This window comes from Caulobacter sp. HMWF025 (assembly GCF_003060965.1).
In the GTDB taxonomy this organism is placed as follows: domain Bacteria; phylum Pseudomonadota; class Alphaproteobacteria; order Caulobacterales; family Caulobacteraceae; genus Caulobacter.
In genome coordinates, this window is the sequence record NZ_QAII01000175.1 from 50,780 (window position 1) to 62,645 (window position 11,866).

At 67.0% G+C, this 11,866-nt stretch carries 13 protein-coding genes; 5 read left to right on the forward strand and 8 right to left on the reverse strand.

The window, feature by feature from the left end; all coding sequences use genetic code 11:
- The first annotated feature begins 8 nt into the window (after positions 1 to 8).
- Complete coding sequence (locus DBR10_RS18430; RefSeq protein ID WP_108505642.1) at positions 9 to 629, forward strand: DUF1190 domain-containing protein; 621 nt, start codon at positions 9 to 11, stop codon at positions 627 to 629.
- A 101-nt stretch (positions 630 to 730) separates the two neighbouring features.
- Positions 731 to 1,591: an SDR family NAD(P)-dependent oxidoreductase gene (locus DBR10_RS18435; RefSeq protein WP_108505641.1), complete on the forward strand. Its 861-nt coding sequence runs from the start codon at positions 731 to 733 to the stop codon at positions 1,589 to 1,591.
- A gap of 1 nt (position 1,592) precedes the next feature.
- Here DBR10_RS18435 and pseI read toward each other — a convergent pair whose 3' ends face one another.
- The 4 genes from pseI to DBR10_RS18455 all read right to left on the reverse strand — a co-directional run bounded on the left by pseI (position 1,593) and on the right by DBR10_RS18455 (position 3,645).
- Positions 1,593 to 2,648, reverse strand: coding sequence for a pseudaminic acid synthase (gene pseI / locus DBR10_RS18440; protein ID WP_108505640.1), 1,056 nt, complete (start codon positions 2,646 to 2,648; stop codon positions 1,593 to 1,595).
- 71 nt (positions 2,649 to 2,719) lie between these two features.
- Entirely contained in the window at positions 2,720 to 3,052 is a 333-nt protein-coding gene (locus DBR10_RS18445) for a DUF5615 family PIN-like protein (protein ID WP_108490588.1), read from the reverse strand.
- On the reverse strand, positions 3,049 to 3,276 hold the full coding sequence (locus DBR10_RS18450; RefSeq protein WP_108505639.1) for a DUF433 domain-containing protein: 228 nt from the start codon (positions 3,274 to 3,276) through the stop codon (positions 3,049 to 3,051). The genes DBR10_RS18445 and DBR10_RS18450 overlap by 4 nt, the downstream gene beginning before the upstream one ends.
- Positions 3,277 to 3,318: 42 nt before the next feature.
- Positions 3,319 to 3,645 (reverse strand): hypothetical protein, encoded by a 327-nt coding sequence (locus DBR10_RS18455; protein ID WP_108505638.1) that lies wholly within the window; start codon positions 3,643 to 3,645, stop codon positions 3,319 to 3,321.
- A gap of 57 nt (positions 3,646 to 3,702) precedes the next feature.
- Here DBR10_RS18455 and trxB point away from each other — a divergent pair, with 57 nt between their 5' ends.
- Entirely contained in the window at positions 3,703 to 4,710 is a 1,008-nt protein-coding gene (trxB, locus tag DBR10_RS18460; RefSeq protein ID WP_108505637.1) for a thioredoxin-disulfide reductase, read from the forward strand.
- A gap of 93 nt (positions 4,711 to 4,803) precedes the next feature.
- On the opposite strand, the gene DBR10_RS18465 is transcribed toward trxB, so the two are convergent.
- From DBR10_RS18465 to DBR10_RS18475, 3 genes are all read right to left on the reverse strand, one after another.
- A complete protein-coding gene (locus DBR10_RS18465) occupies positions 4,804 to 5,136 on the reverse strand; it encodes a PDZ domain-containing protein (RefSeq protein WP_146184171.1) in 333 nt (110 codons plus the stop codon).
- Positions 5,137 to 5,343: 207 nt separating this feature from the next.
- Positions 5,344 to 6,537, reverse strand: a complete 1,194-nt coding sequence (locus DBR10_RS18470) for a cell wall hydrolase (RefSeq protein WP_233243487.1) — start codon at positions 6,535 to 6,537, stop codon at positions 5,344 to 5,346.
- Between the two features lie 17 nt (positions 6,538 to 6,554).
- Positions 6,555 to 7,034, reverse strand: coding sequence for a Dps family protein (locus DBR10_RS18475; protein WP_108505635.1), 480 nt, complete (start codon positions 7,032 to 7,034; stop codon positions 6,555 to 6,557).
- Positions 7,035 to 7,287: 253 nt separating this feature from the next.
- Here DBR10_RS18475 and DBR10_RS18480 point away from each other — a divergent pair, with 253 nt between their 5' ends.
- Positions 7,288 to 9,525, forward strand: coding sequence for a hybrid sensor histidine kinase/response regulator (locus tag DBR10_RS18480; RefSeq protein WP_335582572.1), 2,238 nt, complete (start codon positions 7,288 to 7,290; stop codon positions 9,523 to 9,525).
- Between the two features lie 95 nt (positions 9,526 to 9,620).
- Here the strand turns inward: DBR10_RS18480 and DBR10_RS18485 are convergent, their stop codons facing one another.
- Positions 9,621 to 10,484 carry a dienelactone hydrolase family protein gene (locus tag DBR10_RS18485; protein ID WP_108505634.1) on the reverse strand — a complete coding sequence of 288 codons (864 nt, stop codon included), beginning with the start codon at positions 10,482 to 10,484 and terminating at the stop codon, positions 9,621 to 9,623.
- Positions 10,485 to 10,760: 276 nt separating this feature from the next.
- Here DBR10_RS18485 and nadA point away from each other — a divergent pair, with 276 nt between their 5' ends.
- Positions 10,761 to 11,864 (forward strand): quinolinate synthase NadA, encoded by a 1,104-nt coding sequence (gene nadA, locus DBR10_RS18490; RefSeq protein ID WP_199223578.1) that lies wholly within the window; start codon positions 10,761 to 10,763, stop codon positions 11,862 to 11,864.
- Positions 11,865 to 11,866: the final 2 nt, after the last annotated feature.

Below are 11,866 nucleotides of genomic sequence, written 5' to 3' on the forward strand. Positions count from 1 at the left end.
GGCGCACCATGACCGACCTGCCCCTCTCGCGTCTGAAGCGCTCGCGCTCGCTGGCCCTGACCACCATGATGGCCGGCGCGGCCATCTCGGTGACCGCCTGCGACAATACTCCCGCCGCCACCCAGTGGGGCGATCCGCCAGAAGCCGGCCGCGCGGTGGAAGCCCGCACCTTCGCCAGCCTCGACGAGTGCAAGGCCTCCGGCGACTTTACGGCCGAGCAGTGCAAGACCAGCCTGGACGAGGCCCAGAAGGCCAGCGCCGAAAACGCGCCCAAGTTCGGGGACCAGCAGAGCTGCGAGGAGCGCTACGGCGTCGACCAGTGCGTGCCGCGCTCCAACAACGGCGGCGGCAGCTTTTTCACGCCCCTGCTGACCGGCTTCATCATCGGTCAGGCGCTCGACAACATGGGCGGCGGCTATCGCGGTGCCCCGATGTATCGCGACCGCAACGGCACCTATTACGGCGGTGGCGGCTATCCGCTGTCGCGCGACTATGTGACCGGCCGCACCCGCGTGCGCTCCGAGAGCTTCGGCCTGCCCGCGCGCGCCGAGGCCCCGACCCGCGTGCAGAGCCGCAGCGCGGTTATCTCGCGCGGCGGCTTCGGTGGCGGACGCTCCTGGGGGGGCTAGGGATGCGGGGGCCTCGGCCTGGCCGCCACCCAGGCCCTGACGCCCCCTAGATATCCCCCCGCACATGGCCCATCTTCCCTGCAACCGGGGAGAAAAGTCAGATGTCTCAGCGCAAGGCCGTCGTCGTCACCGGCGTCTCCACCGGCATCGGCTGGGCCATCACCAAGGTGCTTACCGCCGGGGGGTTCCACGTCTTTGGCAGCGTGCGCAAGCAGGCCGACGCCGACCGGCTGCAGGCCGAGTTCGGAGCCGCCTTTACGCCGCTGGTCTTCGACGTCACCGATGAGGCCGCCGTCACCGCCGCCGCGCGCAAGGTCGAGGCCGCGCTGGACGGGGCCACCCTGGCCGGCCTGGTCAATAATGCCGGCATCGCCATCGCCGGCCCCTTGCTGCACCTGCCGGTCGAGGAGTTTCGCCAGCAGCTGGACGTCAATCTGACCGGCGTCGTCATCGCCACCCAGGCCTTTGCCCCACTGCTCGGCGCGGGCGGTGCCCGCGTGAGCGCGCCCGGCCGGATCGTCAACATCTCCTCGGTCGGCGGCAAGAACGCCAATCCGTTCATGGGCCCCTACTGCACCTCCAAGTTCGGGCTCGAGGGCCTGTCGGAATCGCTGCGCCGCGAGCTCTTGCCGTTCGGGGTCGACGTGGTGATCGTCGCGCCGGGCGCGGTGGCCACCCCGATCTGGGACAAGGCCGACAGTGTCGATGTCACCCGCTATGACAACACCATCTATGCCCCGGCCCTGGCCGGGATGAAGGCCTTCATGCTGTCGATGGGCAAGTCTGGCCTGCCGCCGGAAAAGATCGGCGAAACCGTGCAGATCGCCCTGACCACCCCGACGCCCAAGACCCGCTATGTGGTCTCGCCCGACCCGTTCCAGGTGTTCATGACCGGCGTCCTGCCCAAGCGCATGCTGGACAGGATCATCGGCAAGCGGCTGGGGCTGTTGCCGGCGGGGTGATCTACCCCACCATCGACCAGTCCAGCGGCTCGCCGCGCGTCAGGTCGCGGGTCGCCGTGCCGGCCAGCACCTTGGCGAGGTCCGCCGGCGGCAGGCCGTTGCCGGGACGAACCGAGCGGACATTGGCCCGGGTCAGGGGCTCGCCGGCCTTGACGTCGGCGGTCACATAGAGCGAGCGGCGGAACAGGAGGCTGGTCGCCTCTGACCCCAGGGTGTCGTAGTGGGCGCGGCCCAGCGAGGCCCAGGCGTTCTTGCAGTCGTCGACCAGGGCCTTGAACTCGACGGGCTCCAGGCTGAACGCCGCGTCGGGGCCGCCGTCGGCTCTCGCCAGGGTGAAGTGCTTTTCCACCGCGCAGGCCCCGACCGAGACCGCCGCCACCGAGGCGGCCGTGCCCGGCGTGTGGTCTGACAGCCCGACCGGGCAGCCGAAGCGCTGGGCCATGTCGGCGACCGTCCGCACATTGGCGTCGGCGAAGGTGGCCGGATAGCTGGAGACGCAGTGCAGCAGCAGCACGCCCGCCGCGCCGGCGCTCAGGGCCGTCTCACGCGCCGTCTCGATTTCCTGCAGATTGGCCATCCCGGTCGAGATGATCAGCGGCTTGCCCTTGCTCGCCGCATACTGGATCAGCGGGATGTCGACGGCCTCGAACGAGGCGATCTTGAAGGCCGGCGCGCCGAGACTGTCGAGCAGGTCGACGGCGGTTTCATCAAACGGGCTGGAGAAGATCGTCACGCCGCGCTGTTTCGCGCGCTCAAAGATCGCCGCGTGCCATTCGAACGGCGTATGGGCCTCTTCGTAGAGTTCGTAGAGGGTCCGGCCGTCCCAGAGGCCGCCGTGGATCTTGAACTCCGGCCGGTCGACATCCAGCGTGATGGTGTCGGCGGTATAGGTCTGGATCTTGATCGCGTCACAGCCCGTGGCGGCGGCAGCGTCGACCATGCTCAGGCAGCGCTCGAGGCTGCCGTTGTGGTTGCCCGACAGCTCACAGATCACATAGGGCGACTGGTCGGCGCCGATCTTGCGGCCGGCGATGGTTATGGAGGGTGAAGTGGTCATCGGAGGGCGCTCGAACCAGATGTTGCGCCGATATTAACCCTGAAATCGTGGACGAGACGTCAACTGGCCCGTCAGCGCCCGACTTCGATCACGGACACCAGGCTCGCCAGGGCCCTCTCCAGTTCCGGCCAAGCCTGATCCATGCGAGCCTCAAGGACTTCGCGACGCATGTTGCCCAGCCTTACCCAGACAATCCTTGCTCTGGGTCGTCGGCTCCTGGCCCATTCGACGAAGTCGCGATCCTTGGTGACAATCACATAGTCGTTTTGGATGGCCAGATCCCAGATGACAGCATCGGGTGCATCCAGCGCAGCGACCGAGATGACATGGTCGGCCTCATGGCCCTTGCCCCTCAGCCATTGCGCAAGACTGGGCGGCAACTGTGCGTCGACCAGGAACTTCAAGCGGCGACGACAGCCGTATCGGCCACGGCCGCAGCCGCATAGGCCAGGGCCGCACGGATATCGTCAGGCTCAAGATAGGGATACTCGGCGACGATCTCGGCGCTGGTCATACCGGCCGCCAGCATCTCGAGCACATCCTGCACCCGCATCCGCAAACCCCGGATGCAAGGACGCCCGCCGGCTTTGCCGGGCTCGATGGTGATGCGGTCGAGCAAAGGGTTCATGCCACGACTATAGCGCCGATCCCTGATGGGGGCCAGTGAAGCTCAATCCCCGCCACCGCCACCGCCACCGCCGCCGCCGTCACCACCGCCGGCGTCGCAGCTTCCGCCGGCGTCTGAGGCGTCACAGTCGGCCGAAGAGGTCGAAGCCCCGCCGTCACTGACCATGCCGCCGTCGCCACTGGTATCCCCGGACGCCTTCTTCTCCTTGGCCTTCTCCTGGGTCGCGCCCGCCCCCATCATGGCCACGCCCGAGCCTGCGCCGATCGCAACGCCCAGGGCGATGCCCAGCGCCAGATTGTCGAGCGCCACACCCAGCGCCACCCCGATGGCGATTCCGGCACCCATTCCGATCGGCAAACCCGCTTTCATGATTTCCCCCTGCAGCGACCATCGCGCTCTTCCGGAATCGACACTATATCTGCGCCCATGTCCACGACCGCTCCCCGCCAGACCCGCTGCCTGATCATTGGTTCAGGCCCCGCCGGCTATACCGCCGCGATCTATGCTGCCCGTGCGCTGCTCAAGCCCGTGCTGCTTGCCGGCATCCAGCCCGGTGGCCAGCTGACCATCACGACCGATGTCGAAAACTATCCGGGCTTCGCCGACGTCATCCAGGGCCCGTGGCTGATGGACCAGATGCGCGCCCAGGCCGAGCATGTCGGCACCGAGTTCGTCAGCGACATCGTGCTGAGCGCCGACCTGTCGAAGCGTCCGTTCCACATCAAGTGCGACAGCGGCGAGGAATGGCTGGCCGAGACCCTGATCATCGCCACCGGGGCCCAGGCCAAGTGGCTGGGCCTGGAGAGCGAAAGCAAGTTCCAGGGCTTCGGCGTCAGCGCCTGCGCCACCTGCGACGGGTTCTTCTATCGCAACAAGGAGGTCGTGGTGGTCGGCGGCGGCAACACGGCCGTCGAGGAAGCCCTGTTCCTGACCAGCTTCGCCAGCAAGGTCACCCTGGTGCACCGCAAGGACGAGTTGCGGGCCGAGAAGATCCTGCAGGAGCGCCTGCTGGCCCATCCCAAGATCGAGATCGCCTGGAACAGTGCCATTGACGAGGTGCTGGGCGATTCCGACCCGATGGGTGTGACCGGCGTCCGCCTCAAGAACGTGGTCACCGGCGATCTGAGCGAGCTGAAATGCGACGGCGTGTTTATCGCCATCGGCCATGCGCCCTCGTCCGAGCTGTTCAAGGACCAGCTGGAAACCCATGCCGGCGGCTATCTGCTCGTCCAGCCGGGTACGGCCTCGACGGCGATCGAGGGCGTCTATGCGGCCGGCGACGTCACCGACCACGTCTACCGCCAGGCCGTCACGGCGGCGGGGATGGGCTGCATGGCCGCCCTGGAGGCCGTGCGCTTCCTGGCCGAGCAGGACCACATCCGCGACCGCCACCCGATCAGCCACGCCGAGGCCGAGAAGATCGGCGTCTGGTAGTGACGGCCTGTGTAAAAGACACGCTGCCGGCCAGCTTTTGAGGGCTCCAGTTTACACCCTCTGATCACAAGCCGATCGTGAACCCCTGGCGGTTCACGATCCGGGTGAGCGGACGAAGACAACGTTGAACTGCGCGCCGTCGGCATGCCTGAACGTGACGGACTTCGGAACGCCCGGCTCAAATCCCATATGGGCCTTGAGCGCAAAAACGCTGTTGCCCGGCACGATGGTGCTGTCGATCCTGAGCAGCTCATCGCCAGTCACCACACCGCCGGCCTGGGCCTGGGAGTCCGGGGCGACCTGGGTGACGACGATTTTCGCGACGGTGGTCCGGGTCAGTCCCGACGTTTGGACCTGAACGGAAAAGCCGATCTTTTTGGGTCTCTGTTGCGCCTCGGACCGGCTTGCGCAGACAAGCGCCAGCACGGCGAGTCCCAGGGCGGCAAGCCGGTAGGGCGGACGAGGCTTGTCGCGGGTAGCGGCCGTCATGAGATGGAGTTCCCTATTGGAGATCTGTCGAGCCCTTCTAGACGGCACCGAAGGGTGATCCCATTGCCGCTTTCGGCTTGAGAGATATGCATAAATGCATGAGTGTAGGCGCCAATTGCGACACTTTCGACAGGATATGCGGCGCTAGGATCTCGGCCTTGCGGGTCCCGCTGCCGGCGGATCGGCCAGTTCCCGGGCCAGGCCTTCCAGAGACTGGTTGATCCTGTCGACCTCGTCCGGGGTCGGGATGCGCCGCCCTGCCACGACACCCTGAAAGCGAAGCCGCTCGCCGCCCGGAGCCGAGGCGTCCGGAACCATGACCAGCCGGGCCTGGGGTGCCAGGGCGGGTGATCCGACTCCGGCCGCCTCGGCCCGGGCCAGGGCGGCACTGTCCAGGGCGGGGCGGAGTGGCAGGCTAACGGCCTGGTTTTCGCTCGGCGGGGCCCCTCCGAGAATTCGGGCATCGGCCGCCAGCAGGATGTCCGGCGTCACGTCCTCGCCGCCGCGATAGCGCCCCCTGAAGGCCGCCAGGGTCCCCGAGGGGCCCGTCCAGCGATAGAAGATGTGCTGGCCGATCTGGGTGAGCTTCACCAGGGTCGGAGCCCAGTACGGCGCGACATAATTGGCATGATAGTGGGTCGCCACCCCCACATCCTTCATGACGAAGCCATTCAGGGCCCGGCGGGCGACCGACTCGGCGCGGGTCCACAGGCTCGGGTTGGGCTCGCGCGCCAGCGATCCGTCGCAGGTAAAGCTGAACTGGCAGCCCGTGGACCGGGCCGCGCCTTCATAGACGACCCCGCAGATCGACTTGGGATAGCCCGCATGGCGCAGCCGGTTGAGAATGGTCTGGGCCACGGCCTCCTGGCCAGCCAGGGGTTCGAAACCGGCTTCGTAATAGACAGCCTCGGTCAGGCAGCGCAGCGCCTTGGTCCTATCCGCGGCAGAAGCCTTCAGGACAAAGGGGGGGGCCGGATCGACCGGGAGCGGGGCCGATCCCCGCAGGGCGTTGATCAGGCGGGCGGAGTCGAAGTCCGGAACTGCCGCGCTGAAGTGCGGGATATTGGCCAGATCCAGCCGCTCCCAGCCGCGTACCCGTCCCCAATAGTCAGTGTGGGGCCGCGGATCGTGCCGGCGGGCCAGGCTCAGCATCGCCCCGTCCATGTCCGAGGCGTAGCGCGCCAGATGAGCGTCGGAAAATCCCCGGGTCGGGGAAGCGGCGCGCCCGTCCTGGCCCGTGCCGCCGGGTCTGTAGAAGACCGCGCATGCAGAAAGACCGCCGAGGATGCTCAGACCCACGGCGGCCCCGATCAGGACCCACGGTGCTCTGGCACCCAAATTCGCCCCCCAGGCCCCTACTTCACGCCAAGGGTGGCCCGGATCATCCAGGCATGCTTCTCGTGCGCCTGCAGGCGTTGGGTCAGCAGATCGGCGGTCGCTTCGTCTCCGGCCTCATCCGCCGCCGGGAACGCCGACCGAAGCGTGGCGATCACGGTCTCGTTGTCGGCCTTCAGCTCCTGGAACATGGCTTCCCAGTCCTGCTCGGGGTCACCGTCCTTGATGCTCGAGAGATTGCCGAATGCGCCGTAGCCCTGGGGTGCAAGCTCGCCGAGGGCGCGAATGCGCTCGGCAATGGTGTCCAGTGCGGCCCACTCCTCGGTATACTGCCCCTCGAGCAAAACGTGCAGCGACTGGAAATTGGGCCCACGGACGTTCCAGTGATAACCGTGCGTTTTCAAATAGAGCGCATAGCTGTCAGCCAGCACCTTGTTCAGCCCGGTGGCGATCTCGCTGCGCTGTTTGGCGGTCAAACCGGTGTTCGGCATCGCGGCCATCTTAATCTCCCGTGTTGCGTGTCCTAGGTAAGCTCGTCCATGCTCATGACAAGCCTTGTTTGGCCTGGGAGCGACAATGGCGCCGCAAGACGCTTCAAGGCGGAACGCACCATCCCGGAACGGAATGTCCCGGGACAGGCGTGCCCATGGTCGGGTTCACGGACTGATAAGCGCGTGGCTTATCCCGGCGGTTCCACCACCGGCCTGGCGTTGTGCGCTCGCCGCCGTCGCCGCCGTCGCCGTCGCCGTCCTGATGCGGATGGCCTTTCTGGGCCTGAGCGGCGGAACCGGCGCGACCCAGTCCTTCTTCCCGGCCCTGATCGTGGTGACCCTCTATGCCGGTTGGCGGTGGGGGCTGGTGCCCCTGGTCAGCGGGCTGCTGTTCGGCTGGTGGCTCTGGGGCGGGCGCGACAACCAGCCTTTGTCGGAGCAGCATATCGCGGCCCTGGTGATCTTCACGATCTCGGCTTCGGTGACGGCCCTTGTCGCTGAAGGCCTGCGCAGCGCGGTCCAGAGCCTGGCCAGGGCCCGCGTCGAGCAGGAAAACACCGAGATGCGCCTTCAGGTCACCCAGACCGCCGCAGGGGTCGGCCCCTGGGACTGGGACATCTCTACCGACACGCTCTACCTGTCCCCCGCCGCACGGGAGAACCTGGGACTTCCGCTTGACGAAGTGATCGACTGGGAAAAGCTCGAAAGCCACGTCCATCCGGACGATCGCGAGCAGGTGCGCCAGCGTATCCGCTCGTCGGTGCGAAACGGGGCGACCTACGAGATCGAGTACAGGCTGGCGGACCTCAGCCAGGGCGAGCGCTGGATCCACGGCCGTGGCCAGGTGCATCGCGACGAGACCGGCCGCGCCATTCGCATGATGGGCCTGAACTTCGACGTCACCAACCGGCGACGCGATGAAGAGCGCCTGCGCGAGAGTGAGGCCCGTTTCCGCAGCCTCGCCGACAGCGCCCCGGCCCTGATGTGGGTCTCCGAGACCAGCGGACAGCGCGCCTTCGTCAACAAGGCCTATGCCGACTATGCCGGCGTTACATATGACGAGGCCCTGACCCTGGACTGGAGGACGCGGCTGGACCCGGAAGACCTCCCTGTCATCCTGAAGGGCCAGATTTCCGGAGAAGCCTCGCGTCGCCCTTTCTCGCTGGAGGGACGCTACCGGCGCGCCGACGGCGAAATGCGCTGGCTGAAGTCGTTCTCCCAGCCCAGATTCGCACCCGGCGGTGCCTTTGACGGCTTTGTCGGCATCGCGTTCGATATCACCGACGCCAAGCAGGCCGAGGCCGATCTGGCGCATCTGAACGAGCTTCTGGCCGACCGCGTCCAGGCCGCGCTGGCCGAACGCGATGCGGCCCAGGCCGCCCTGTTCCAGTCCCAGAAGCTGGAGGCCATCGGTCAGCTGACCGGCGGTGTTGCGCACGACTTCAACAACCTGCTGACCGTTATCATCGGAGCCCTCGATGTGGTCGAGCGTCACCCCGATGATGCCCGCCGGCGGGAGCGGATGCTGACCGCGGCCGTATCGGCGGCCCGGCGCGGCGAGAAGCTGACCCAGCATCTCCTGGCCTTCGCCCGCCGTCAGCCGCTGCGGCCCGAGGTGCGGGCCATTGACCGGATGATCGCCGAGAGCGAAGGCCTTCTCCGACGGGCGCTGGGCGATGCCTACGGCTTCCGGCTCCAGTTGGGCAGTGGACTGCGCTGCGCCCTGGTTGATACCGGCCAGTTCGAGGCCGCGCTTCTGAACCTGGTCGTCAACGCTCGCGATGCGACACCCTCCGGTGGCCAGGTCACGATCGAGACCCGTCCCGTCCACCTCGACGAGGCCCGGGGCGAGCTTGCCGCCGGCCATTATCTGAGGATTGCCGTATCCGACACCGGCGCCGGCATGTCGGCGGAAACCGCAGCCCGGGCTGTCGAGCCCTTCTTCACGACCAAGCCGGCCGGCGAGGGCACGGGGCTTGGCCTGTCGCAGGTCTATGGCTTCACACGGCAAAGCGGCGGCGCGCTGGAAATCGAAAGTCAAACCCCGGGAGGGACGTCGGTCATCCTGTGGCTGCCGATCGCCGGGACGCTGACAGCGACGGACGACGGCCCGCAGAGCGACCCCGTGGCCGAGCAGTCGCCGTCGCGTATCCTTCTGGTCGAGGATGATCCGGAAGTGGGCGAACTGGTCGAAGCCATGCTCCATGACCTGGGCCACACGGTCATTCGGGCGGGCGGGGTGGCCGAAGCGCTGGACCGTCTCGACCAGGACGCCGACATCCAGCTCGTCCTCAGCGACGTGATCATGCCGGGCGGCAAGAGCGGGGTTGATCTGGCCGAATACCTGGCCCTGACCCGTCCAGACCTGCCGGTCGTCCTATGCTCGGGCTATACCGGCGGCGATCAGGGACGAGCCCATGCCGGACATTGGCCGTTCCTGAGCAAGCCCTTCTCGCTGGATCGCCTGGCCAGGGCGCTGGTCGACGCACGGGGGGCGTGAGGCGGCGCTTAACCTGAACAGGGCACCGCTCCCGGTCCCCACCTCAGTCGTCCCCTCCGCCACGGGATCGCGTGACAGAGGGGACGGTCCAGAGCCTAGACCAACACCCGCCCATAGAGCGCCAGCAGTTCCGCCCAGGCCTTCTCGGCCGCCGGCAGGTTGAACACCTGACCGCCAGGCACCGTCCAGCCGTGTGCGGCCCCGGCATAGACTTCCAGCTTGCTGGGACGCCCAGCCGCATCGAGGGCGGCCTTCAGCTTGTCCTTGTCGGCCGGGTCGCGCTGGTCGTCGTTTTCGGCGACGCAGATCAGGTACTCGGCCCTGGTCTTCGGCAGCAGCAGGTGCGGGCTGGTGGGGGCGTCGATGACCATGCCGCCGCCGTGGAAGCTGGCGACCGCGGCGATGCGGTCGGGCACGGCCGCAGCGGTGCGGACCGACAGCGGGCCGCCCATGCAATAGCCCTGCACGCCGGCCTTCTTCTTGCGGTTGGTCTGGGGCTGGGCGTCGAGGAAGGCCAGATAGGCCACGGCGTCCCGGTCAGTGCCCTCGGGCGTGACCGTGGCGCGCAGCGGCATGATCTTGGCGCGATCCTCGGGGTTGGCGAAGTTGAACGCCCCGTCGATCACCGGCGCCTTCCTGGCCCGATAGTAGAGGTTGGGCACCAGCACCACATAGCCGGACGAGGCCAGGCGGCGGCCCATCTCGCGGAAGGCCGGACGCAGGCTCATCACGTCAGGCCACAGCAGCACGGCGGGCCAGGAACCCTTGCCTTCGGGATAGTAGAGCGCCGCATCGGCTACGCCGTCAGCGGTCTTGATCTCGACGTCCTTCTCGACCACCGGCGCGCCGGCCCGGGCTGCGGTGGCGATGCCGACGCCGGCCACGGCCATCAGACCAAAGGCACGGCGCGAAAGGGTGGGGTCCACCACCAGACCGGGGTGGATGTCGTCGTCACACATGACAGGCTCTCTGTTTCAATGCGTCGGGCCAGCCGCCCGAAAGGTGGCCGGACTGTTGCCGCGATTTCGGCAGAAGGGAAGACCTTCCGGGCACCCACGGGGCAGGTCAAACGGCGTGCCTGCAACATCCCCTTTGCAATCGCATCACAACGGTCTATATGTCTTTCAGGACTTATGCTCAATTTCAGCATAAGTAGGACGTCGGGAACGATCACCACCGCCCCGGCGTTTTTTGAGGCCCTACAAATGCTCACATTGAGCATAAGCGAGGTTCAGATGGCTGATGGTTCCGTAACGCCCGGCGAACAGGCCTTTGGCGAGTTCACCCCCGCCGTCGAAGCGGAAACCGGCGCTGTCTGGGAAAAGGTGAAAGGCCACATCACGCCGATGGAGTGGCGGCTGCATGCCCCGCTGATCGCCGAGATCAACCGGCTGAAGCGCGAGAAAAACGCCGTCATCCTGGCCCACAACTACATGACCACCGAAATCTTCCACGGGGTCGGTGATTTTGTCGGCGACAGCCTGGGCCTGGCCCGCGAGGCAGCCAAGTGCGACGCCGCCGTGATCATCCAGGCCGGCGTCCACTTCATGGCCGAGACCAGCAAGGTTCTGGCCCCGGAAAAGCGGGTGCTGATCCCCGACCTGCTGGCCGGCTGCAGCCTCGCCTCCTCGATCACCGGAGCCGATGTGCGGATGATCAAGGCCCGCTATCCCGGCGTGCCGGTGGTCACCTATGTCAACACCACCGCCGACGTGAAGGCCGAGACCGACATCTGCTGCACCAGCGCCAATGCCGTGCAGGTGGTGGAGTGGGCCGCGCGCGAGTGGGGCACCGACAGGGTGATCCTGATCCCCGACGAGTATCTGGCCCGCAATGTGGCCCGCCAGACCGATATCAGGATCATCGCCTGGGCGGGTCGCTGCGAGGTGCATGAGCGCTTCACTGCCGCCGACATCGCCGAGATGCGGGCCGCCTATCCGGGCGCCGAGATCCTGGCCCACCCCGAATGCCCGGCCGAGATCCTCGAGGCGGCTGATTTCGCGGGCTCGACGGCGGCAATGAACGACTATGTCGCCCTGCGCAAACCCAAACATGTGGTGCTGATCACCGAGTGCTCGATGGCCTCCAACGTCCAGGCGGAGTCGACCGACACCCAGTTCATCGGTCCCTGCAATATGTGCCCGCACATGAAGCGGATCACCCTGCAGAACATCCACGACGCCCTCGTCCATGACCGCTACGAGGTGACGGTCGATCCCGCGATCGCCAAGGCCGCGCGCCTGGCCGTGCAACGGATGATCGACTTGCCCCCGCCGCTGGTCCCCGCCCGCTACGACCTCGTGAAGGCCCGCCATCACGTGGACGTGGAGCTGATCTAGAA